The sequence below is a fragment of the Halomonas sp. E14 genome, from assembly GCF_052568415.1.
Genome location: NZ_CP199423.1, coordinates 2,474,316 through 2,496,706 on the forward strand (window position 1 = coordinate 2,474,316; position 22,391 = coordinate 2,496,706).

Here is a 22,391-nt window from a genome sequence, read left to right on the forward strand (position 1 = left end):
TCCCGCCCATCGGCTCAGGAGAAGATATGTCAGATGATGTCGGCACCCGCCTGCGTGCGCTGCGCACCCTGCGCGGCATTTCTCAGCGCGAGCTGGCCAAACGCTGCGGCGTGACCCACTCCAGCCTGTCGCTGATCGAACAGGGTAAGGTGAGCCCTTCGGTCAGCTCACTGAAGAAGATCCTCGACGCCATTCCAATCAGCGTCGGCGACTTCTTCACTCTCGAGCTGGAGAGCCGCGACCAGGTGTTCTACGGTGCCGACGAGCTGGCCGACATGGGCAGCGGCGAGGTGATCTACAAGCTGGTTGGCGCCAACCGTGCCAGCCGGGCGCTGGCTTTCATGATCGAAACCTACCCGCCCGGCGCCGACACTGGGCGCGAGATGATCGCCCACCAGGGCGAGGAAGCCGGCGTGGTGCTGGAGGGCACGATCGAGATCACCATCGGCCCCCAGACCCGCCTGCTCGGCCCAGGTGAAGCCTACTACTTCGACACCAACGTGCCCCACCGCTTCCGCAACCTCGGCAGCGAGCCCTGCCGGCTGGTGAGCTGCTGCACGCCGGCCCGCGCCTTCTAACCTTTTTGTACAAGCTCTATCCAGGCCTGCCCGAGCGGCAGGTTTTTTATGTTAGTCAGATACATGCCGTCCCCGCCCCAGGGAATGGCTATCGGCTGTATAGGATAAAAGCATTTTGCATAAATTATGTACAATAATTAGAGTACGCCTTGTACAACAATGGACCTCCCTGTGAGGCCTACCACTACACGTACAAGGGAACCAAGCACATGAAGGCTTCCTCAGCCCGCCTCGCCCGCCTGGGCATTCGCTCTCGCCTGCTCATCGGATTTTCCACCGTGCTCGCCTTGATCGTACTGCTTACCGCCATCGGTATCGTGCAGGTGAACCGCATTGATCACAGCCTCACCACCATCAACGACATCAATGGCACCAAGCAGCGCCACGCCATCGACTGGCGCGGCAGCGTGCATGACCGCGCGATTCTGCTGCGCGACATGACCCTAGTCGAATCACCTGCCGCCCTCGCCGCCTTGGAGCGCGACTACCAGGCGCTGGCAAACGATTATCAGCGCGCCGCCAGCGGGATGACGGACGCCATTCAGCTCAGCGCTTCCTCACGTGAACGCGAGCTGCTGGCAGCCATCGAGCGTCAAGCCGACGCGACACAACGACTGGCCGCCCAGGTCATGACGCATCGCGCACAGGGCAACATCGTCGGGGCACGCGACATCCTGTTGAGCGAGGCCGGCCCGGCTTTCTTTGCCTGGCTCGATCGTATCAATGACTTCATCGACCACCAGGAAGCCGAGAGCGCAGCCGATACCGCGCTGGCCCGCGACACCGCGTCCGGCTTTCAGATGCTGATGCTGGCCCTGTGCCTGGCGGCGCTGGTGGTGGGCAGCCTGATCGCCTTTCTGCTGGCGCGCCAGCTGCTGCGCGAGCTCGGCGCCGAGCCCCATGAGGTGAAAGCCTTCGCCGAGGCGATCGGCCGCGGTGAACTGGCTACCGGCGTGCGTTTGCGCGAAGGCGACCGGCGCAGCATCATGGCGTCGCAGGTGGAAATGGCACGCCAGCTCCAGGCCATCGTGGCCCAGGTTCGCGGGGCCGCCGAAGCCGTGGCCAGCAACAGTGAGCAAATCGCCGAGGGCAACACCGACCTCGCCTCACGCACCCAGCAGCAGGCCAGCGCTCTGACCCAGACCGCCTCGGCCATGGAAGAGCTGAACAGCACCGTGGTACTGAACACCGACAATGCAGCTCAAGCCAGCCGAGAAGCGGAGAGTGCCTCGCACAAGGCTCGCCAGGGGGGCATGGCGGTGGAACAGATGGCGGCTACCATGAACGAACTCGATAGCAGTGCAAGCGAGATCGCCAGCATCATCTCGACCATCGACGACATCGCTTTCCAGACCAATATCCTGGCGCTCAACGCCTCGGTGGAAGCGGCACGCGCTGGCGAGCACGGCCGCGGCTTCGCTGTGGTGGCCGCCGAGGTGCGCAAGCTGGCGCAGAAGAGCGCCGACGCCGCCAGCCATATCAATGCACTTATCACCAGCAACGTGGAGCGGGTGAAGAGCGGTAACGCCCGGGCCGCGGAGGCTCGTCAAGCCACCGAGGAGATCGTCGAGACCATCGCGCGGGTCAGCCAGTTGATGCGGGAAATCAGTCAGGCCAGCGTCGAGCAGAGCGCCGGTGTACAGGAAGCCGGAACGGCCGTGGCCGAGATGGACAGGGTCACCCAGCAGAACGCCACCCTGGTGGAGGAGAGCGCCACGGCAGCCGACAATCTGCGTCAGCATGCCCGTCAGCTGTTGAACGCCATGGCCGCCTTTCAGCTTCCACCCCCTGCTCGCAGCCACGACCGAAGCACGATCAACGCCGAGACGCTTCCCGCCCCGAAACCCATCATGCAACAGCTGCAGCTCGCCACCAGAGAGCGCCAGCCGGAGTGGGCCAACTTCTAAGCCACCTCCCCTGGCTGGGCAACTCCTAGCCTCGCCCGCCCCCGTCCGGCAGCGCCTGGCGGGGGCGGGCGGCCTCCAGCTCCAGCCCTGCCCGCTCGACCAGCTCGGCGGGCAGCTCCTTCTTCACCGCCACGCCCAGCTCCTGGAACTCGGCGGCCTGCTTGATCAGGTTGCCGCGCCCGTTGACCAACTGCCCCATGGCACGGTCGTAGCTGTCGCGGGCGCCGTCGAGCTTCGCCTGCACCTCCTGCATGCTCTCGAGGAACAGCCGCAGCTTGTTGTAGAACCGCTCGGCGCGATTGGCCAGCTCGGCGCTGTGGCGGCTCTGGTCCTCGAAGCGCCACAGCTGACGCACCACGTTGAGGCTGGTGAGCAGCGTGGTGGGCGTGGCCACCAGCACGTTGTGCTCGATGGCGCGCTGGTAAAGGGTCTCGTCGTGCTTGAGCGCCTCGACGTAGGCCGACTCCACCGGGATGAACATGATCACCACGTCCGGCGAATTGAGGCCCGGCAGGTCGTAATAGTGCTTGTCGGCCAGCTCGGCGATACGCTCGCCCACCGCCGTGGCATGGGCGGCCAGGGCCTGCCCTCTCTCCCCCTCGTCCTCGGCGTTGACGTAGCGCACATAGGCGGCAAGCGAGGTCTTGGCGTCGATCACCAGGTGGCGCCCCTGAGGCAGGTAGACCACCGCATCGGGGCGACGGCGACCCTCCGCCGTGGCGAAGCTCACCTCGCGCTGGTAATCCTTGCCGGGGCGCAGGCCGGAACCCTCCAGCACGTTCTCCAGCATCAGCTCGCCCCAGTTGCCCTGCACCTTCTTCTGCCCCTGCAGCGCCTGGGTCAGGCGCTCGGCCTGATCGGTGATCTCGCGATTGAGCGCCTGCAGGTGGCGCAGTTCCGCGCGCAGCCCGGCACGCTGCTCGGTATCGTGACGATGAATCAACTCGACCTTCTCGCGAAAGCCCTTCATTTCCGCCTGGATCGGCTGCAGCAGGCCGCTGATGCGCTGCTGGGAGAGCTCGGTGAAAGCGCGTCCCTTGCGCTCGAGAATCTCGTTGGCGAGGTTTTCGAATTCCTGGCGCAGCTGGTCGCGGCTGTCGCGCAGCAGGGCCAGCTGGGCCTCGAAGTGCTGCTGCTTCTGCTCCAGTATGGTGGCCAGTCGGGCCTCGCTCACCTGCACCTCGCCGAGCCTTTGCTTTGCGTCATCGAGCTGCTTCTCACGCTCGGCCAGCCGCACACGCAAGTCAACCAAGGCGGCTTCGTGCCGCACCGCCTCGACACGCTGACGCCGGGCGGCGAGCCAGCCGGCCAGGCCGAAGGCGAGCAGGAACGCCAGCAGCGCCGTGAGCGCCATGGCGTAGCCTAGGGGAAGCGTGGCCAGCAGCGTGGCGAGGTCGGTCAAAGGGAATTCTCCTGCAGGCGGTCGTGGCGCCAGTATACCTGCCACGACCACCGGCTCATCCCCTGCCGGATTTTGACAGGATCAGCTTGGTTGCAGCGACATCCACACGCTCTTGAGCTCGGAGTACTCCTCCAGGCTGTGATGCGACTTGTCGCGCCCGTTGCCCGACTGCTTGACCCCGCCGAAGGGCATGGTCTGGTCGCCACCCGCCCAGTTGTTGACGAACACCTGGCCCGACTGCAGCCGCCGCGTCACGCGCAGGATGCGGTCGATGTCCTGGCTCCACAGCCCTGCCGCCAGTCCGTAGGGCGTGTCGTTGGCCATGGCCACCGCCTCTTCTTCGCTGTCGAAGCCGAACACCGCCAGCACCGGACCGAAGATCTCCTCGCGGCCGATGGTCATCTGCGGCGTGACGCCGTCGAACACCGTGGGCGGGATGAACAGCCCCGGCCCCTCCAGCGCCTTGCCGCCGCTGCGCAGCCGTGCACCCTCTTCTACGCCCTGGCGGATGTAGTCGAGGATACGCCGATGCTGGGTCTCGTCGACGATGGCACCCATGAAGCTCTGCGGGTCCTGCGGATCGCCCGGCTGCATGGTCTCGGCGGCCTTGAGCACTCGCTCGACGAAGTCGTCGCGGATCGAGTTCTCCACCAGCAGCCGCGAGCCGGCGATGCACACTTCGCCCTGGTTGTGGAAGATCGCCGCGGCGGCGTGGCTGGCCACCTGGTCGAGGTCCTTGCAGTCGGCGAAGACGATGTTGGGGGATTTGCCGCCGCACTCGAGATAAACCCGCTTGAGGTTGGACTGCCCGGCGTACTGCATCAGCTGCTTGCCCACCGCGGTGGAGCCGGTGAAGGCCAGGCAGTCGACTTCCATGGAGAGCGCCAGCGCCTTGCCCACGGTGTGGCCGAAGCCCGGCAGCACCTGGAACACGCCCCTGGGCAGCCCGGCTTCCTTGGCCAGCTGGGCCAGGCGCAGCGCGGAGAGCGGCGACTTCTCCGAGGGCTTGAGAATCACGCTGTTGCCCGCGGCCAGCGCCGGGGCGATCTTCCAGGCGGTCATCATCAGCGGGAAGTTCCAGGGCACGATGGCCGCCACCACGCCGATGGGCTCGCGCAGCACCAGCGCCAGGGTCTCCTCACCGGTGGGTGCCACCTCGCCGTAGAGCTTGTCGATGCACTCGGCCTGGTAGCGAATGCAGGCGATGGCGCCGGCCATGTCGCCCAATGAGCTCGAAATGGGCTTACCCATGTCGAGGGTGTCGAGCAGCGCCAGTTCGTGCTTGTGGGCCTCCATCAGCTCGGCCAGGCGCAGCAGGGTCTTCTTGCGCTTGCCCGGCGCCAGCCGCGACCAGGCGCCGCCAGCGAAGGCCCGGCGCGCCGCCGCCACGGCGCGCGCCGCGTCGGGCTCGTCGCAGCTGGCCACCTGGGCCAGCATCTCGCCGGTGGCCGGGTTGCGCGACTCGAAGGTGGCGCCGCTTTCGGCAGCGACGAAGCTGTCGTCGATGAAGGCGCGCGACTCGAACGAAAGCTCGGCGGCGCGGGCCTGCCAGTCGGCCAGGGTGCGGGGCGATGGGGAATGGCTCACGAGCGGGTCTCCTCCAGGTAGGGGCGGTCATCCACGGCGCTGCCTGCGGCCAGGCGGCGGGCGGTCTCGTCCAGCGCCTGACGGGCCAGGCGAACCAGCTCGTCGACCTCGGCACGGCGGATCACCAGCGGCGGTGAAATGATCATCGTATCACCCACCGAGCGCATCACCAGGCCGGTTTCGAAACAGATGTCGCGGCACAGGGTGCCGACGCCGAGGGATTTGGGGAAACGCGCGCCGGTGGCCTTGTCACCGACCAGCTCCAGAGCACCGATCAACCCCAGGGAGCGCGCCTCGCCCACCAGCGGATGCTCGGCCAGGGTGGCCCAGCGCTCGGCGAGATAGGGTCCCACGTCGTCACGCACCCGCTCGACGATGCCCTCGGCCTGCATCAGCTCGAGGTTCTTCAGCGCCACCGCGGCGCACACCGGATGGCCCGAGTAGGTGAAGCCGTGGAAGAACTCACCGCCTTCCTCGATCAAGGTCTCGGCCACCCGATCGCCTACCAGCACCCCGCCGATCGGCAGGTAGCCGGACGAGAGGCCCTTGGCGATGGGCATCAGGTCGGGCTTCAAATCGTAGTGGACGCTGCCGAACCACTCCCCCAGGCGGCCGAAACCGCAGATCACTTCGTCCACCACCAGCAGGATGTCGTACCTGGCCAACACCTCCTTGACGGCCGGCCAGTAGCTCGCCGGCGGAATGATGGCGCCACCCGCGCCCTGCACCGGCTCGGCGATGAAGGCGGCAACGTTCTCCTCGCCGAGCGCCAGAATCTCCGCCTCCAGGGCCGCTGCGCACTCGCGGCCGAAGCTGTCGGGGTCACTGCCGCCCCCTTGCATGCCTCGCCCTTCCCCAAACCAATAGGGCTGTCGCACATGGGCAATCTTGGGCACCGTGGGACCGCCCTGGCCGTGCATCGGCGCCATGCCGCCAAGGCTCAGGCCGGCTACGGTGGAGCCGTGGTAGGCATTCTCACGGGCGATGATCCATTGCTTGTCGGGCTTGCCTTCGAGTGCCCAGTAGCGGCGCACCATGCGTAGCACGGTGTCGTTGGCCTCGGAGCCCGAGCCGGTGAAGAACACCCGGTTCATGTGTGCCGGCGCCAGCTGCACCAGCTTCTCGGCGAGCTTGATCGCCGGCGGATGGGTGGTCTTGAAGAAGTTGTTGTAATAGGGCAGCTCACGCAGCTGCGCGGTGGCCGCCTCGACCAGCTCCTCGCGGCCATAGCCCAGGTTGACGCACCACAGCCCGGCCATGGCGTCGAGGATGCGGTTGCCTTCGCTGTCGTGGATATAGATTCCCTCGGCATGGGTGACGATGCGGCTACCCTCCTCGCCCAGTGCCTTGAAGTCGGTAAAGGGGTGCAGGTGGTGGGCACGGTCCAGGTCCTGATAGTCACGGGTATTCATTAGCGATTTCTCCGCTCAAGGCCCTCAGGCCGGCTGGGTGGTGGAAGGGTGGGAAACGCCCTGATGGGCAATGCAGGCTGCAGCGAAGCTGCGAAATAGCGCATCGTGTAAAGGATGCTCGCGCGGCTGCCATTCCGGATGCCACTGCACGGCCAGGGCATAGGTGGCGGCCTGCGCCACCGAGACCGCCTCAATGAGCCCATCCGGAGCCCAGGCCTCGGCCACCAGGCCCTCGCCCAGGCGGTCGATGCCCTGCTGATGCAGGGAGTTGACCCGCACTTGAGACGTGCCGAGCAGACGTGCCAGGATGCCCTCGCCGCGCAGCACGAGATCATGCGCCGGGGCATACTGGGCCGCCTGGTCGGCAGCGCAAGGCTCTCGATGGTCGAGCATGCCGGGCACGCGCTGCACCGCTTGGTGCAGGCTGCCGCCGAAGGCCACGTTGAGCTCCTGGAAACCGCGACAGATCCCGAAAAGCGGCAGTTTCAGCGCCAGCGCTTCGTGAATCCAGGTCAGGGCGGCGGCATCGCGATCGCGGTCGTCACGCCGGTTCTCCGGCGCACGCTCGGCCCCGTAGCGAGCGGGTTCCACGTTGGAGTAGCTGCCGGTGAGCAGCAGCCCGTCGAGCCGGGAAAGCAGTCCCCTGGCTGCCTCAGGGTCCTGTTCCTGGTCGCTCCACACCGGCAGGATCACCGGGTTCAGCCCATACTCGCGCAAGGCGCTCAGGTACTTGTCGGTCACCATCTGGGCGGCGTGCCCTTCCACCTCGCGGCGGCAGGCGATAACCCCCACCAGGGGTCGTGTCGGCATGACGGTCTCCTTGCAGAACGACGTTGTTATGTTTTATTCAACATACTCACGTTGATTTATCTTTCCAAGCCCCATCGCAACCAAAACACGCCGAATCCCTATAAATAACTGAATTAAATAGATAAAATGATATATTGAGAAAACCGCCATGCGCATAACACGTAAAGAATTTGACAACACGAGCGCATCGAGAAAGGATGAATGTCATCAACAACGATCCTAAGACCCTCAGGTGAGCACCATGCCTTCCCACTCCCCCGATGATGTTCAGGCTTTCCTCGACCGCCATCCGCAGATCGACAGTTTCGATCTGCTGATCAGCGACCTCAACGGGGTCATCCGAGGCAAACGCATCCCTCGCGGCAACCTGGCCAAGGCCTACCATAGCGGTATCGCGCTGCCCGCCTCGGTGTTTGCGCTGGACATCAATGGCAACACCATCGAGGAGACAGGCCTGGGGCTGACCAGCGGCGACAGCGATCGCCTGTGTCGTCCGATTCCCGGCAGCCTGATGCCGGTGCCTTGGCTGCGCAACGGCCGCCAGGGCCAGCTGCTGATGTCCATGGTGGAAGCGGATGAGTCGCCTTTCTTCGCCGATCCCCGCCAGGTGCTCGCCCGGGTGCTGGGCCGACTGACCGCCATGGAGCTGACCCCGGTGGTAGCGCTTGAGCTGGAGTTCTACCTGGTCGACCGCCAGCGCACCGAGGCGAGGCTGATCCAGCCGCCGCGCTCGCCGGGCAGCGGCGAGCGCGCCACCCAGAGCCAGCTTTATTCGATGCTGGAACTGGATGAGTACGCCGACTTTTTGGAAGATATTCAAAGCGCCGCCGCGACCCAGGGCCTGCCCCTGGACACCGCGCTGAAGGAGTGCGCCCCGGGGCAGTTCGAGGTCAACCTGATCCACTGTGACGATGTGATGAGGGCCTGCGACAGCGCCGTGCTGCTTAAGCGCCTGATCAAGGGCGTGGCGCTCAAGCACGGCTTCGAGGCTAGCTTCATGGCCAAGCCTTACGGCGAGGAGGCCGGCAGCGGCACCCATGTCCACATCAGCCTGCTCGACGCCGAGGGTCACAACGTTTTCAGTGAACCCGGCGATGACGCCCTCGGTAGCCCGCACCTCAACCAGGCGGTGGCCGGCCTGCTCGAGCGCATGCCCAGCTCCATGGCGCTGTTCGCTCCCAACCTGAACTCTTTTCGCCGCTTCCAGCCGGGGCTCTATGTGCCGATGGCACCCACCTGGGGGTTCGACAACCGCTCCGTGGCGCTGCGCGTTCCCTCCGGCCCGCGCTGCGCCCGGCGCATCGAACACCGGGTCGCCGGTGCCGACGTCAATCCCTACCTGCTGCTGGCTACCCTGCTGGCGTCGCTGCACCACGGCCTCAGTCGCGAACTGACGCCGCCCCCGCCCATCGTCGGCAATGCCTACGCCCAGGTAGCGCATAGCCTGACCAATAGCTGGCAGCAGGCCCTGGACCTGCTGGAGGCGGACGAGGTGCTGGGCGAGGCACTGGGGCGCGACTTCATTCAGGTGTTCGTGGCCAACCGCCGTGCCGAGCGGGCCCAGGCCATGAAGGCGGTAAGCCAGCTGGAGTACGACTGGTACCTGCGCCACGTCTGATCGCAAGGCTCGGCGCGCCCGGGCCTGGTGAGGTGCGCACGGCAGCCAACCCTAGCCCTTCGACCGATCCTCCCAACCTCTAGAGAAGAAGCACGGCATCTCCGGCTCGTCTTGCGAGCCGGCAGGCCGGGATTTGCCCATCCCAACAACCTCCAACAACGACGAGGCAATCTCCAATGCACACCCCGCAACGCCTGTTCTGGCAGATGAGCCTGCTGTTACTACTGCTGTTCACCGGCTCCTTGCTGGCCGATGAGCGCCTTTCGCCCCCAGGCCTGATTCTTCAAGGCGTCGGCTTCGAGATCGGCGTCGACGATGGCACCGGCCTGCGCTTGACGCTGGATGGTCAGGCCCTGGCACTGTTCGAAGACGAGACGGGCCAGCGGCTCGCCGAGGCGACACTCGCCGGCAGCCGCGGGGTGCTGGAGCTGTTCGACGCCGAGGGCCAGTTGCTGGAGCGCCAGGTGCTCACCGCCATTCCCGCCTGGCTCTCGCTGGTGCCGGCACTCACCGCCATAGGCATCGCCCTGGTGTTTCGCCAGGTGATCGCCGCCCTTTTCCTGGGCATCCTGCTGGGCGGATGGATCTACCACGGCATGAGCGCCGCCGCCCTCTTCACTGCCTTCAATGAAACGGTGAGCGTACATCTGCTGGAAGCCGCCAGCGACAGCGAACACATGGCGGTAGTGCTGTTCTGCCTGCTGATCGGTGGCATGGTGGGGATCATCTCGCGCAACGGCGGCACCCAGGGGATCGCGGCGCGCATCACCCGCTATATCCGCAACCGCCGCCAGGCCCAGGCCACCACCGGCCTGCTGGGGCTGGCCATCTTCTTCGACGACTACGCCAATGCGCTGATCGTGGGCAACACCATGCGCAACATCTTCGACAGGCTGCACATTTCACGCGCCAAGCTGGCCTATATCGTCGACTGCACCGCGGCACCGGTCTCGGCGGTGCTGCTGGTGACTACCTGGATCGGCTTTCAGGTAGGCTTGATTCAGCAGGCCATGAGCGAGATCGATGGCTGGAACGAGTCCGCCTACAGCGTCTTCATCCAGGCATTGCCCTACAACTTCTATCCCTTTATGGCGGTGGCCTTCGTCTTCCTGCTGGTAGGGAGCCGACGCGACTTCGGCCCCATGCTGGTTGCCGAACGCCGGGCCCTGGCCGGTCATGCCGGCCGTTCGCCGGTCACGCCCCGGGAGGCGGTGGTGGAAGAGGCCGAGATCGAGACCAAGCCGGGGATCGCGCTGCGCGCCTCCAATGCCGTGGTGCCGATGCTCGTGCTGGTGGCCTTCACCATTGGCGGGATCTACACCACCGGTGCCGCGGAGCTGGGCCAGGGGGAACACGATATCTGGGATATCTTCGGCGAGGGCGACGCTTTCGCGGCCATGATGTGGGGATCGCTGGCGGCCTGTATCACGGCCGTGGTGATGACCCTGGCCCAGCGCCTGATGACCATGAACGAGACCACCCACTACTGGTTCGAAGGGGTCAAGTCGATGCTGCTGCCCTTGACCATCCTGATGATGGCCTGGGCCCTGGCCAATGTGAACGCCACCCTGGGCACCAGCGACTTCTTGATCGCTGCCTTGGGCGAGGCACTCTCGCCCCAGTGGCTGCCAGCGGCCATCTTCACCCTGGCAGCCTTCACCGCCTTCGCCACCGGCTCCTCCTGGGGCGTGATGGGGATCATGATGCCGCTGACCATTCCCCTGGCCTGGGCAATCCTCGACCTGCATGGCCTGGCGGGCACCGCCGAGGGCATGCCGCTGCTCTACGCCTCGGTAGCCGGCGTACTGGCCGGCGCAGTGTGGGGTGACCACTGCTCGCCGCTCGCCGAATCGACCCTGCTGGCGGCCATGGCCAGCGGCTGCGACCTGATCGAGCATGTGCGCACCCAACTGCCCTATGCCTTGCTAGTCGGCGTGATAGCGCTAGTATTCGGCAGCGTGGCGGTAGGGCACGGCCTGCCTTGGTGGCTCGGCCTCGGACTCGGGCTGCTCGTTCTGGCGCTCTGCCTGCGCCTGCTCGGCAAGCGCGCCGAGGACGGCAGCGGCGCCTCCCGGCCGGTCGCCGCCTGAGGGTAGCGGCAGGTCAACGCAATAGCGGTGGGTGTGGTGACGGCATTCCACCGATGTGACGAAGCCGCCGTCGCCCAAGGGCGGCGGCGGCTTCGTGCAATAAGGATCCCGCATGGGAGCGAGGGAGAGCTCAACCTTCGTTGGCGGCACTGGCCAGCGGCAGGTCCCAGCGCGGCTGCCCCTCGTCGAGCAGCACGCGGTTGCCCTGGGGCCGGTGATCCAGCCGCGAGACCTCGGTCAGCTCACCGTGACGCCAGGTCACGTCGTAACCCACGGTCTCCTCGGAGCTGTCCATGACGGTATGGCACTGTCGCTGCGTGGTGGTGTAGGTCTGGGTCTGGTTGGCCTCGATACGCCCCTGGATCTCGCGCCCGGCGTAGCCGCCGCCGACCGCCCCTGCCACGGTGGCCAGGGTCTTGCCGCTGCCACCGCCGACCTGATTGCCCAGCAGGCCGCCCACCACGGCCCCCGCCGCGGTGCCGGCGATGCGATGTGGATCGCGGCTGGGCGCCTGCGCCTGTTGGTGCACGACCACGTCCTCACACACTTCGCGCGGCGTTTCGACGCTGCGCGTCACCGGCTGTACCGCCACGACCTCGGCAAACTGGGGGCCGCGCTCCCGCGGCTCCTGGTCCTGCTGCACCTGCCACGCGCCCAGGGCCAGACCACCCAGGCCGAGCACGCTCAGCGTAGTTCCGATCACGATCGATTTATTCATGATACTCCTCCTGCAGGACGCAGTGCGCCCCGGGCTGACAAGGCTCGGCTCGATGCGATGTGGAGGAGAGACGCAGGGCGGCGGCTCCATGCCACCCGTGGGATACCGTCAGTATACGGCGTCGACGCACGGCCATGAGCGCAACGCAGCGGCTTTCACGTTTTTTGTCTCGGTGTCAGCCCTTGGCGACACTCACCAGCCGAGCCGGTCCCGCGTGGCGTAGTACCAGGCGCCCAGCGCCGAGAGCGGCACCCGCAGCAGCCGCCCGCCGGGAAACGGCAGGTGCGGCAAGCCGGCGAAGGCATCGAAGCGCTGGCTGTCGCCGCGTATCACCTCGGCGATCAACTTGCCCGCCAGGTGTGAGCAGGTCACCCCATGGCCCGAATAGCCCTGGGCGTAGTAGACGTTGTCGTTGAGCCGACCGAACTGAGGCAGGCGATTCAACGTCATCAAAAAGTTGCCGCTCCAGGCGAAGTCGATGCGCACCTCGGCAAGCTGGGGAAAGGTCTTGAGCATCTTGGGCCTAATCACCGCGGCGATGTCTGTCGGATCCTGGCCGCCGTAGTTGACCCCGCCGCCGTAGAGCAGACGCCCATCGGCGGTGAAGCGGTAGTAGTCGAGCAGATAGTTGCAGTCTTCCACCGCCATGTCGTTGGGGATCAGCTCGCGGCGCAGCGCCTCCGGCAACGGCTCGGTGGTAATGATCTGAGTGCCGCAGGGCATCGACTTGCTCTCCAGCTCCGGCAGCACCCCTTGCAGGTAGGCGTTGCCGGCCATCACCACGCGTTCGGCGCGCACGCTGCCCTGCGGAGTACGCAGGGTGACCCGCTCGCCGTGCTCTACCGCGATGACCGGCGTCTGTTCATGGATGACGCCACCCAGCGACGCGAAGGCGGCGGCCTGGCCGAGCACCAGGTTGAGCGGATGCAGGTGCCCACCGGAGTGATCCACCAGCGCGCCGACGTAGCGCGCGCTGCCCACCTCTCGCCGGTAAGCCTCGCCCTCCAGCAGCTCGAGTTCGTGGTTGCCGAACCGTTCCCACAGCGCCTTGTGCTCGCGCAGCCCCTCGAACTGCTTGCGATTGCAGGCGGCGAACAGATTGCCGTTCTTGAGATCACAGGCGATGGCATAGTGGCGAATGCGCTCGCGGATGATGCGATTGCCCTCGAAGGCCATATCGCCCAGGGCGCGAGCGGTCCCGGTGCCGTACTTGGCCTCGATCACGTCCATGTCGCGGCTGTAGCTGTTGACGATCTGGCCGCCGTTGCGCCCCGAGGCGCCGAAGCCTACGCGGGCGGCTTCCAGCACGACCACACGCCGACCCTGTTCCACCAGGTGCAGCGCCGACGAGATGCCGGTGAAGCCGGCGCCCACCACGCACACCTCGCACTCGATATCGCCCACCAGGGCAGCCCGCTCGGGCGACGGGTTGGACGTAGCGGCATAGTAGGACGCCACATGCTCGGCGTTGGCATTGTTCGACATCACTTCCTCACACTTACAAGGGTTATCGACCGGCGGTCATGTCCTGCAGCATCGCCTGGCGCCGTCGCGCCTCGCTGCGCCGCATCAGGTACCAGGCAAGGAAGGTGGCCAGTGACACCGCCAGGATGATCAGCGTGGCCAGGGCGTTGATCTTCGGCGAGACACCGAGGCGCACTGAAGAGAACACCACCATCGGCAGCGTGGTCGCCCCGGGGCCGGAGACGAAGCTGGCGATCACCAGGTCGTCCAGCGACAGGGTGAAGGCCAGCAGCCACCCCGCCGCCACCGCGGGCGCGATCATCGGCAGGGTGATCTGGAAGAAGGTGCGCACCGGCCGCGCACCGAGGTCCATGGCGGCCTCCTCGATGGAGAGATCCACCTCACGCAGGCGCGATGCCACCACCACGGCCACGTAGGCGCTGCAGAAGGTGGTGTGGGCAATCCAGATGGTGACCATGCCGCGATCCGCCGGCCAGCCGATGGTCTGCGCCATGTGCACGAACAGCAGCAGCAGCGACAGCCCGGTGATCACCTCAGGCATCACCAGCGGCGCGGTGACCATGCTGGAGAGCGCCGTCTTGCCGCGAAAGCGGGTGAAGCGCACCATCACGAAGGCCGCCAGCGTGCCAAGGCACACCGCCATGCTGGCCGAGAAGAAGGCGATGCGCAGGCTGGTCCAAACCGCCGACAGAATCTGCTGGTCGCGGAACAGCTCCAGGTACCAGCGTGGCGAAAAGCCCGCCCATACCGTCACCAAGCGTGACGAATTGAACGAGTAGACCACCAGCACCACCATCGGCAGGTAGAGAAACAGCAGCCCCGCCCACAGCATCAGCGTGGTGAAGGATGGCTTGCGCATGGTCACTCCTCCAGCTCGCGGGACTGGTAGCGGTGAAACAGGGCGATGGGTACGATCAGGATCGCCAGCATCACCATCGCCAGCGCCGAGGCTACCGGCCAATCGCGGTTGTGGAAAAACTCTTCCCACAACACCTTGCCGATCATCACCGTGTTGGGCCCGCCGAGCAGCTCCGGGATGACGTACTCGCCCACTGCAGGAATGAATACCAGCATCGAGCCAGCGATGATGCCCCCCTTCGAGAGCGGCAGGGTCACGCGTAAGAAGGTATTGAACTTGCGAGAGCCGAGGTCCGAGGCCGCCTCCAGCAGCGAGCCGTCGAGCCGGGTCAGGTTGGCGTAGAGTGGCAGCACCATGAACGGCAGGTAGGCATAGACGATGCCCAGGATCACCGCGAAGTTGGTATTCATCATGCGCAGCGGCGACTCGATCAGCCCCAGCCACATCAGCGTGTTGTTGATCAGCCCGTTGTTACTGAGGATACCCATCCAGGCATAGACGCGGATCAGGAAGGACGTCCAAGAGGGCAGCATGACCAGCAGCAGCAGCACCAGCTGCAGGTGGGCGGGCGCCCGTGCCATGGCGTAGGCCATCGGATAGCCGATTAGCAGGCAGATCAGCGTGGCCAGGAAAGCGATCTTCACCGAGCCCCAGTAGGCCGAGATATAGAGGGAGTCGCTCAGCAGGAACAGGTAGTTGCCGAAGGTGACCGCGATATTGAGCGTCTCGTTGGCGTAGTCGAAGATCGCGCCATAGGGGGGCACGGCGATGGCCGCCTCCGACAGGCTGATCTTGAGCACGATGCCAAACGGCAGCAGGAAGAACAGCGCAAGCCACAGCAACGGCACGGCAATCACCCAGCCACGCCCGGGCGAGGCCCAGCGCGGCAGGCGCACGAACGGCTTTTTCATCGACTTCCTCCTGTCACGCTGGCCGGCTGCAGGCGGCGCGGCGCCACGGACCTCGATCACGCATGCAGCACCACGGCCGCATGTTCGTCCCAGTACACGTAGACCGGCTCGTCCCAACCCGGACGGTCGCCGCGCCGCTCCGTGTTGGCCATGCTGGCCTTGACCAGCTCGCCCCGCTCGGTGCGCACGAAATAGAGCGAGAAGCCCCCCAGGTAGGCAATATCCTCGATCACGCCCGCCTCCCAGTTGTGGCGCTGCGTCGGTCGTTCGCGACTTAGCCAAGTCTTCTCGGGACGCAGGGCGACCCACACCCGCCGCTCGTCAGCCTGGGTGCTGATACCGTGGCCGATGCGCACCGGCCGCGTCAGAGCCGCCCCCTGGATGATGCAGTGATCGACCTCGTCGACAACAATCTCGCCTTCGAACAGGTTCACCGTGCCGACGAACTCGGCCACCATACGGCTGGCCGGACTCTCGTAGACATCCATCGGCGTGCCGACCTGGGCAATCCAGCCATCCGCCATGATCGCCACCCGGTCGGCCATGGTCATGGCCTCCTCCTGGTCATGAGTGACCATGATGCAGGTCACCCCGACCCGCTCCAGGATCTGTACCACCTCGAGCTGCATCTCGGTGCGCAGCTTCTTGTCGAGCGCCCCCATCGGTTCATCGAGAAGCAACAGCTTGGGCCGCTTGGCCAGCGAACGCGCCAGCGCCACGCGCTGGCGCTGGCCGCCGGAGAGCTGGTGCGGCTTGCGCCGGGCAAAGGCTTCCATGTGTACCAGCTTGAGCATCTCGGCCACGCGCTCATCGATCTCGCGCCGCGGCAGCCGGTCCTGCTTGAGGCCAAAGGCGATGTTCTGTGCCACCGTCATGTGCGGGAACAGCGCGTAGGACTGGAACATCATGTTGATCGGCCGCTCATAGGGCGGCATGGCGGTGATGTCCTCGCCGTCGAGCACGATCTGCCCGCTGCTGGGCTTCTCGAAGCCCGCCAGCATGCGCAGCAGGGTCGACTTGCCGGAGCCGGAGCCGCCCAGCAATGCAAAGATCTCGCCGCGCTGGATCGACAGGCTGACGTCATCCACCGCCAGCGCTTGGTCGAAGCGCTTGCTGACGCGGCGAATCTCCATCAGCGCCTCATCGCGTACGGGTCTCGGTTTGCCCACCGGCGGCGACGGCGTCGCCTCGGTGGCATGGCCCGCCGGCTGGCGGGCCTGGGTCGGGGGGTGTGGCATGGCCGCCTCCTTGTTGCCCCGGTAAAGCACGCCGGCCCTGAGGGCCGGCAGCCCCTCAGGTTCCGGATTTCACCCGGTTCCATACGCGGGTGCGAATCCGCTGCACGGCCAGCGGCTTCTCTTCGGCCACATAGAGATTGTCCATCACTTCTTGGTCGGGATAGATGGAACTGTTATTGAGGATATCCGGATCAAGGTATTCGTTCGCCGCCACGTTGGGGTTGGCGTAGACAACATACTCGGTGATCGCCGCGGCGATCTCGGGCTCCAGGATGAAGTTGATGAAAGCGTGGGCATTGTCGGGGTTGGGCGCATCGGCCGGTATCGCCATCATGTCGAACCACAGCGCCGCGCCCTCCTTGGGAATGCTGTAGGCGATGGTGATGCCGCGCCCGGCTTCCTCGGCGCGGTCGGCGGCCTGGAAGATGTCGCCCGAGTAGCCCGCCGCCACGCAGATGTCACCGTTGGCAAGATCGGAAATGTAGCGCGACGAGTGGAAGTAGGTGATGTTGTCGCGCACGGCAGCGATCAAGTCACCGGCAGCCTCCAGGTCCGCCCGCTCTTCCGAAAGCGGCGAAAGCCCCAGGTAGGCCATGGCCGGCGAGAGCATCTCATCACCTGAGTCGAGCATCGAGATACCGCAGCCGCCTTCGCGCAGCGCGGTGGTGATCTCGGGATCGAAAAGCAGCGCCCAGGAGTCCACCGGCGCCTCCTCGCCCAGGATGGCGTGAACCCGATCGACGTTGTAGCCGATGCCGTTGGTGCCCCACATGTAGGGAATGGAGTAGCGACTGCCCGGATCAACGCTTTCCAGGTCGTCCATCAGCTCCGGGTTGAGGTTGGCCATGTTGGGGAGCTTGTCGTGGTCGAGCTCCTGGTACACCCCGGCGCTGATCTGGCGGGTTAGATAGTGATTGGAGGGCACCACCACATCATAGCCGGAGCGACCGGCCAGCATCGCCGCGTCGAGCACCTCGTTGCTGTCGTAGACGTCGTAGATAACGCGAATCCCGGTCGCCTCGGTGAACCTCTGCAGGGTGTCCGGGGCAATGTAGTCCGACCAGTTGTAAATCCGCACTTCGTTGGCCTGGGCCGCCGACGTGGCCAGGGTCAGCGAACCCAGTGCCGCCGCCAGCAAACGCTTGTGTAGATGGGTCATCATGACACCTCTCTGTATCGTTGTTGTTGATGGGACCGGCGCTCTCTACCGGACACTTTCCTTGTTACCTTTCCTAAACGCCTTTCCTCGCCGCCTCGCCTGACGGGCCGATCGGAACTGCCCCGGCGCAAGCCTTACACGCTCAACAGCAGGAACTCCCGCTCCCAGGAGCTGATCACCTTTTTGAAGTTCTCATTCTCGACCCGCTTGACCGCCACGTAGCCGGTCACGAAGCGCTGCCCCATGTAGCGCTCCAGCTCGGCGCAGCTTTCCATGCGCTCCAGCGCCTGCTCCAGGGTGAACGGCAGGCGTAGGTTGCGTCTTTCGAACGCCCTGCCCTGCACCGGCGCCGAGGGGTTGAGCTGCTGCACCATGCCCAGGTAGCCGCACAGCAGGCTCGCCGCTATCGCCAGGTAGGCGTTGGCATCGGCTCCGGGTAGGCGGTTCTCCACGCGCCGGTTCTGCGGCGACGAGTCCGGCACGCGCAGCCCGCAGGTGCGGTTCTCGACGCCCCATTCGACGTTGACCGGCGCCGAGGTGTCAGGCAGGAAACGGCGAAAGGAGTTGACGTTGGGCGCCATCAGCGGCAGCGCCTCGGGAATGAAGCGCTGCAGGCCGCCAATATGGTGCAGGAACAGCTGGCTCATGGTGCCGTCGTCATTGGCAAACACGCTCCTGCCCGTGGCGGCATCCAGCACGCTTTGATGAATATGCATGGCGCTGCCGGGCTCGTTGGTAATCGGCTTGGCCATGAAGGTGGCGGCCACGTCATGCTTGAGCGCCGCCTCGCGCAGGGTACGCTTGAACAGGAACACCTGGTCCGCCAGGGTGAGGGGGTCGCCGTGACGGAAGTTGATCTCCATCTGAGCGGTACCCTCCTCGTGGATCAGGGTATCGATGTCGAGCCCCTGGATCTCGCACCAGTCGTACATGTCCTCGAACAGCGGGTCGAACTCGTTGGCGGCATCGATGGAGAACGACTGCCGTCCGGTCTCCTGGCGCCCGCTGCGACCGATGGGCGGCTGCAGCGGAAGGTCGGGATCCTCACAGCGCTTAGTCAGGTAGAACTCCATCTCTGGCGCCACCACCGGCTTCCATCCCTGCTCGGCGTACAGCGCCAGTACGCGCTTGAGCTGGTTGCGACAGGAGAGCTCGATGGGGTTGCCCATTTTGTCGTAGCAGTCGTGGATAACCTGGGCTGTGGGCTCCGCCGCCCAGGGCACCGGGTAGACCGCCGAGCCGTCGGGCCGGCACAGCATGTCGATGTCGGCAGGGTCGAGCAGCGAATAGTAGAGGTCGTCCTCCACATAGTCGCCGGTGACGGTCTGCAGCAGCACGCTCTCCGGCAGCCGCATCCCCTTTTCGGCAACGAACTTGGAAACCGGGGTGATCTTGCCACGGGCAATACCGGTGATATCACTGACCAGACACTCCACCTCGGTGATGCGTCGCTCCTTCAGCCAGCTTTCCAGGTCTTTCATGGGAACCTCGTAGCGGCCCTTTCCCGGGCATGTCGTTATAGTCGGTCGCGCAGCTTGTAGAACATGGTGGCCAGCACCAGCAACGGGGTGCGCAGGCGCCGCCCGCCCGGAAACGGCCGATGCGGCATCGCGGCAAACACATCGAAGCGCTCGCTCTGGCCGGCGACGGCATCGGCCATCAGCTTGCCGGCCAGGCCCGCCAGCGCCATGCCGTGCCCCGAATATCCCTGTGCATAATAGAGATTATTGTCGAGACGGCCGAAGTCGGGTGCGCGATTGAGCGTAATCGCCACCTCCCCGCCCCAGCGATAGTCGATGCGCACGCCCTTGAGCGCCGGAAACAGCCACGCGATCTTGGCGTCCATGCGCTGCTGCAGGCCGCGCGGCTCGCGCCCGTCGTAGCTCACCTCGCCACCGTAGATCAGCCGTCGATCCGCCGAGAGGCGGTAGTAGTCGAGCACGAAGTTGGCGTCGGACAGCGCATCGTTGCGCGGCAGCACCCGGGCCGCTCGCTCTGCGCCCAACGGCTCCGTCGCGACGATGTAGTTGGCAGCGCGCATGATGCGGCCTTCGAGTTCCGGCACCAGTCCACCCAGGTAGGCGTTGGTGCCCAGCACCACGAAATCTGCCGTCACGCAGCCGTCGCGGGTCCTGACCCTGGCCGGCTGGCCCCGCTCGATGGCTACCGCCGCGCTCTGCTCATGAAACGTCACCCCGGCCTGGCAAGCGGCCTGCGCCAGGCCTAAGGTGTAGTTCAGCGGGTGCAGGTGGCCGCCCTCACGCTCGAACAGCGCCCCCGGGTAGGCATCGGTCGCCACATGCTCGCGCAGGGCCTCCCCCTCGAGCCAGTCGAGCGCCTCATAGCCGTAGTCGCGGGCCATGCGCGCCTGAAACTCGCGCAGTTCACGCACATGGCGCGGCTTGACCGCCGCATGCAGGTAGCCCCAGCTCAGGTCGCAGGGTATGGCGTGGCGTTCAACCAGCTCGGCGGTAAGGCGCACCGCCTCGCGGCTCATTTCCCATACCTCGCGAGCGCGGTCTCGGCCCAGCGCCCGCTCCACGGTGGCGATATCGGTCCCCAGGCCGGGCAGGATCTGGCCACCGCTGCGCCCAGACGCACCAAAGCCGAGCTCGCGCGCCTCCAGGACCACCACCCGATAGCCGCGCAAGGCCAGATGCAGCGCAGCAGAGCAACCGGTGATGCCACCACCGATCACGCACACGTCCGCCCGCTGCTCGCCCTGCAGCGGTAGGCAAGGCGGCTCCATGCGCACCAGGACCGAATCGCGGTAGTAGGAAGCGGGATTGTCGAAGCGGGCGACAGTGGCCATGCAGCAGTATCCTGAACAAGGGCGGCTCGGTATCGGTAGGCAGAGCCGAGGGCGATGAGTGACGACAAGCCGTCACTACGCTTTCGCTTAGTCTGGCACCAAACCGCAGGAACCTGTCAAGTATTTCACAACGACGCTATTCAAACCGCCATCATGACGCGGCACCAAAATGGGGCATGAATGCTGCAGAACAGCCTTGAACGTGCACGAAAGCAGGATCGGCAGCGCCTTCCCGGGGGCTTCCCGGCAAAAGGAATGTTGAATAATCACCGACACCAGAATGGACTTGGCTAGCCCCACGGCCCTCCAGGCTAGGTGACAGTGCGCCCAGCACGAGGCAAAGGCGCAGGTACCGACAGGCGCGAGACAGCGCGCCTCACGGGGCCACCGCGTCGCTCAGGAGGTGCCACAGACGCGACACGCCGGATCGCGTGGCACCTGGTAGTGGCGCCACTGACCGCTCATGCCGTCGAAGGTGGACAGGCCGCGATGGGGCGTACCAGCACCGCTGAGCAGCTTGATCGCTTCCAGCGCCTGAAAGCAGCCGACCAGCCCGACCAACGGTGCCACCACGCCATTCTCCGCGCAGCGCATTTCCTCGTCGCCAGCGTCACCCGGTGGATAGAGGCAGGCGTAGCAGGGCGCCTCGGCATCGCGAGGATCGAACACCGCCAGCTGCCCGGAAAAGCGGATCGCCGCGCCGGACACCAGCGGAATGCCGGCACGCCGGCTGGCGGCGTTGATTGCATAGCGGCTGGAGAAGCGATCGGTGCAGTCCAGCACGAGGTCGACCCCGGCCATCACCCGGTCCAGCGCCGGGCCATCGAGGTGGTCGGCCAGCACCTCGATGGTGCAGTGTGGGTTGAGGGCAAGAGCCGCTTCGCGCGCCGACTCCGCCTTGTTGCGGCCAAGATCGGCCATGCCGTGGGCGATCTGGCGCTGCAGGTTGGAAAGCTCCACCTCGTCGGCATCGGCCAGCACCAGTCTTCCCACCCCTGCCGCCGCCAGATAAAGCGCAACCGGTGAGCCCAAGCCACCCGCCCCTACCACCAGTACGCCGGAAGCGAGCAGGCGCTCCTGCCCGGCGATGTCGATGGCATCGAGCATGATCTGCCGGCTATAGCGCAGCAGCGCCTCGTCATTCATGGGCTTCACTTGCCTTCCAGCTCCTCAATATCCGGCACATACAGCGAAAACTCCTCCTTGACCTCTTCCATGACCACATAGCTCTTGGACTCCTTGACCCCGGGCAGGGTCAGCACCACGTCGCCGAGCAGCTGACGGTAGGCGGACATCTCGGGGATGCGGCACTTGAGGATGTAGTCGAACTGGCCCGAGACCAGGTGGCACTCCTGGATCTGCGGCAGTCGGGCCACGGCGCGGCGGAATTCGTCGAATACCGCCGGCGACTGCGTCTCCAGGCTGATCTCGACGAATACCAGCAGGTTGGCCTTGAGCGCACGCGGGTCGAGCACCGCCTTGTAGCCGCGGATCACCCCGGCTTTTTCCAGGCGCTTGACGCGCTCCAGGCACGGCGTGGTCGATAGGCCGACCTGCGCGGCCAGGTCGACATAGGAGATACGGGCATTTTCCTGCAGGCAGCGCAGGATGTTCAGATCGATACGGTCGAGTGAGCGGGTCTTGGATTTCATTGTCGTATTTGGCGAACCGGATCAGGAGGGTAGGCGCGCCGTGTCAGCAAATTGACCTGAAAACCGTCAGGCATCGAGCCCTTCGCAGACGTTCGGTCTCGCGAACACGGCAGCTACGGGAAAAATTACCTGAACAGGTGTACCACAGCGCGC

General features: G+C 65.5%; 18 protein-coding genes. 4 read left to right on the forward strand and 14 right to left on the reverse strand.

Annotation, left to right across the window (positions count from 1 at the left end; genetic code table 11):
• Positions 1 to 26 precede the first annotated feature (26 nt).
• Together ACT7B3_RS11565 and ACT7B3_RS11570 are read left to right on the forward strand one after the other, a co-directional pair.
• The gene (locus tag ACT7B3_RS11565; RefSeq protein ID WP_444677265.1) at positions 27 to 578 is read left to right on the forward strand and encodes a cupin domain-containing protein; all 552 of its coding nucleotides are present in this window, start codon (positions 27 to 29) and stop codon (positions 576 to 578) included.
• Between the two features lie 209 nt (positions 579 to 787).
• Positions 788 to 2,485, forward strand: coding sequence for a methyl-accepting chemotaxis protein (locus tag ACT7B3_RS11570; protein WP_445158041.1), 1,698 nt, complete (start codon positions 788 to 790; stop codon positions 2,483 to 2,485).
• A 25-nt stretch (positions 2,486 to 2,510) separates the two neighbouring features.
• On the opposite strand, the gene ACT7B3_RS11575 is transcribed toward ACT7B3_RS11570, so the two are convergent.
• From ACT7B3_RS11575 to ACT7B3_RS11590, 4 genes are all read right to left on the reverse strand, one after another.
• The gene (locus ACT7B3_RS11575) at positions 2,511 to 3,887 is read right to left on the reverse strand and encodes a DNA recombination protein RmuC (RefSeq protein ID WP_445158042.1); all 1,377 of its coding nucleotides are present in this window, start codon (positions 3,885 to 3,887) and stop codon (positions 2,511 to 2,513) included.
• Between the two features lie 81 nt (positions 3,888 to 3,968).
• Positions 3,969 to 5,474, reverse strand: coding sequence for an aldehyde dehydrogenase (locus ACT7B3_RS11580; protein WP_445158043.1), 1,506 nt, complete (start codon positions 5,472 to 5,474; stop codon positions 3,969 to 3,971).
• A complete protein-coding gene (locus tag ACT7B3_RS11585; RefSeq protein WP_445158044.1) occupies positions 5,471 to 6,886 on the reverse strand; it encodes an aspartate aminotransferase family protein in 1,416 nt (471 codons plus the stop codon). Before ACT7B3_RS11585 ends, ACT7B3_RS11580 begins: the two co-directional genes overlap by 4 nt.
• Before the next feature lie 24 nt (positions 6,887 to 6,910).
• The gene (locus ACT7B3_RS11590; RefSeq protein ID WP_445158045.1) at positions 6,911 to 7,696 is read right to left on the reverse strand and encodes a gamma-glutamyl-gamma-aminobutyrate hydrolase family protein; all 786 of its coding nucleotides are present in this window, start codon (positions 7,694 to 7,696) and stop codon (positions 6,911 to 6,913) included.
• A 241-nt stretch (positions 7,697 to 7,937) separates the two neighbouring features.
• Between ACT7B3_RS11590 and ACT7B3_RS11595 the strand changes: the two genes are divergently transcribed.
• Complete coding sequence (locus ACT7B3_RS11595; protein ID WP_445158046.1) at positions 7,938 to 9,314, forward strand: glutamine synthetase family protein; 1,377 nt, start codon at positions 7,938 to 7,940, stop codon at positions 9,312 to 9,314.
• A 176-nt stretch (positions 9,315 to 9,490) separates the two neighbouring features.
• Positions 9,491 to 11,404 (forward strand): Na+/H+ antiporter NhaC family protein, encoded by a 1,914-nt coding sequence (locus ACT7B3_RS11600; protein WP_445158047.1) that lies wholly within the window; start codon positions 9,491 to 9,493, stop codon positions 11,402 to 11,404.
• Positions 11,405 to 11,534: 130 nt separating this feature from the next.
• Here the strand turns inward: ACT7B3_RS11600 and ACT7B3_RS11605 are convergent, their stop codons facing one another.
• From ACT7B3_RS11605 to ACT7B3_RS11650, 10 genes are all read right to left on the reverse strand, one after another.
• The gene (locus ACT7B3_RS11605) at positions 11,535 to 12,122 is read right to left on the reverse strand and encodes a glycine zipper 2TM domain-containing protein (protein WP_445158048.1); all 588 of its coding nucleotides are present in this window, start codon (positions 12,120 to 12,122) and stop codon (positions 11,535 to 11,537) included.
• Positions 12,123 to 12,314: 192 nt separating this feature from the next.
• Positions 12,315 to 13,607 (reverse strand): NAD(P)/FAD-dependent oxidoreductase, encoded by a 1,293-nt coding sequence (locus ACT7B3_RS11610; RefSeq protein ID WP_445158049.1) that lies wholly within the window; start codon positions 13,605 to 13,607, stop codon positions 12,315 to 12,317.
• A gap of 22 nt (positions 13,608 to 13,629) precedes the next feature.
• A complete protein-coding gene (locus ACT7B3_RS11615) occupies positions 13,630 to 14,466 on the reverse strand; it encodes an ABC transporter permease subunit (protein ID WP_444677260.1) in 837 nt (278 codons plus the stop codon).
• A gap of 2 nt (positions 14,467 to 14,468) precedes the next feature.
• Positions 14,469 to 15,377 (reverse strand): ABC transporter permease subunit, encoded by a 909-nt coding sequence (locus ACT7B3_RS11620; protein ID WP_445158050.1) that lies wholly within the window; start codon positions 15,375 to 15,377, stop codon positions 14,469 to 14,471.
• 56 nt (positions 15,378 to 15,433) lie between these two features.
• Positions 15,434 to 16,615: an ABC transporter ATP-binding protein gene (locus ACT7B3_RS11625; protein ID WP_445158051.1), complete on the reverse strand. Its 1,182-nt coding sequence runs from the start codon at positions 16,613 to 16,615 to the stop codon at positions 15,434 to 15,436.
• Positions 16,616 to 16,670: 55 nt separating this feature from the next.
• On the reverse strand, positions 16,671 to 17,774 hold the full coding sequence (locus ACT7B3_RS11630) for a polyamine ABC transporter substrate-binding protein (protein WP_445158875.1): 1,104 nt from the start codon (positions 17,772 to 17,774) through the stop codon (positions 16,671 to 16,673).
• Positions 17,775 to 17,908: 134 nt separating this feature from the next.
• Positions 17,909 to 19,255, reverse strand: coding sequence for a glutamine synthetase family protein (locus ACT7B3_RS11635; RefSeq protein WP_445158052.1), 1,347 nt, complete (start codon positions 19,253 to 19,255; stop codon positions 17,909 to 17,911).
• A gap of 35 nt (positions 19,256 to 19,290) precedes the next feature.
• Positions 19,291 to 20,586, reverse strand: a complete 1,296-nt coding sequence (locus ACT7B3_RS11640; RefSeq protein ID WP_445158053.1) for an NAD(P)/FAD-dependent oxidoreductase — start codon at positions 20,584 to 20,586, stop codon at positions 19,291 to 19,293.
• A 396-nt stretch (positions 20,587 to 20,982) separates the two neighbouring features.
• Positions 20,983 to 21,732, reverse strand: a complete 750-nt coding sequence (locus ACT7B3_RS11645; protein ID WP_444679306.1) for a HesA/MoeB/ThiF family protein — start codon at positions 21,730 to 21,732, stop codon at positions 20,983 to 20,985.
• 5 nt (positions 21,733 to 21,737) lie between these two features.
• Entirely contained in the window at positions 21,738 to 22,238 is a 501-nt protein-coding gene (locus tag ACT7B3_RS11650) for an Lrp/AsnC ligand binding domain-containing protein (RefSeq protein WP_444677258.1), read from the reverse strand.
• Positions 22,239 to 22,391: the final 153 nt, after the last annotated feature.

What these genes read in the sequence shown, in the direction of transcription:
- ACT7B3_RS11605 (WP_445158048.1), bottom strand. Translation starts at nt 12,122, where the DNA reads ATGAATAAATCGATCGTGATCGGAACTACGCTGAGCGTGCTCGGCCTG.
- ACT7B3_RS11625 (WP_445158051.1), bottom strand. Translation starts at nt 16,615, where the DNA reads ATGCCACACCCCCCGACCCAGGCCCGCCAGCCGGCGGGCCATGCCACC.
- ACT7B3_RS11620 (WP_445158050.1), bottom strand. Translation starts at nt 15,377, where the DNA reads ATGAAAAAGCCGTTCGTGCGCCTGCCGCGCTGGGCCTCGCCCGGGCGT.
- ACT7B3_RS11615 (WP_444677260.1), bottom strand. Translation starts at nt 14,466, where the DNA reads ATGCGCAAGCCATCCTTCACCACGCTGATGCTGTGGGCGGGGCTGCTG.
- ACT7B3_RS11570 (WP_445158041.1), top strand. Translation starts at nt 788, where the DNA reads ATGAAGGCTTCCTCAGCCCGCCTCGCCCGCCTGGGCATTCGCTCTCGC.
- ACT7B3_RS11610 (WP_445158049.1), bottom strand. Translation starts at nt 13,607, where the DNA reads ATGTCGAACAATGCCAACGCCGAGCATGTGGCGTCCTACTATGCCGCT.
- ACT7B3_RS11595 (WP_445158046.1), top strand. Translation starts at nt 7,938, where the DNA reads ATGCCTTCCCACTCCCCCGATGATGTTCAGGCTTTCCTCGACCGCCAT.
- ACT7B3_RS11600 (WP_445158047.1), top strand. Translation starts at nt 9,491, where the DNA reads ATGCACACCCCGCAACGCCTGTTCTGGCAGATGAGCCTGCTGTTACTA.
- ACT7B3_RS11635 (WP_445158052.1), bottom strand. Translation starts at nt 19,255, where the DNA reads ATGAAAGACCTGGAAAGCTGGCTGAAGGAGCGACGCATCACCGAGGTG.
- ACT7B3_RS11650 (WP_444677258.1), bottom strand. Translation starts at nt 22,238, where the DNA reads ATGAAATCCAAGACCCGCTCACTCGACCGTATCGATCTGAACATCCTG.
- ACT7B3_RS11565 (WP_444677265.1), top strand. Translation starts at nt 27, where the DNA reads ATGTCAGATGATGTCGGCACCCGCCTGCGTGCGCTGCGCACCCTGCGC.
- ACT7B3_RS11645 (WP_444679306.1), bottom strand. Translation starts at nt 21,732, where the DNA reads ATGAATGACGAGGCGCTGCTGCGCTATAGCCGGCAGATCATGCTCGAT.
- ACT7B3_RS11630 (WP_445158875.1), bottom strand. Translation starts at nt 17,774, where the DNA reads ATGACCCATCTACACAAGCGTTTGCTGGCGGCGGCACTGGGTTCGCTG.
- ACT7B3_RS11590 (WP_445158045.1), bottom strand. Translation starts at nt 7,696, where the DNA reads ATGCCGACACGACCCCTGGTGGGGGTTATCGCCTGCCGCCGCGAGGTG.
- ACT7B3_RS11585 (WP_445158044.1), bottom strand. Translation starts at nt 6,886, where the DNA reads ATGAATACCCGTGACTATCAGGACCTGGACCGTGCCCACCACCTGCAC.
- ACT7B3_RS11640 (WP_445158053.1), bottom strand. Translation starts at nt 20,586, where the DNA reads ATGGCCACTGTCGCCCGCTTCGACAATCCCGCTTCCTACTACCGCGAT.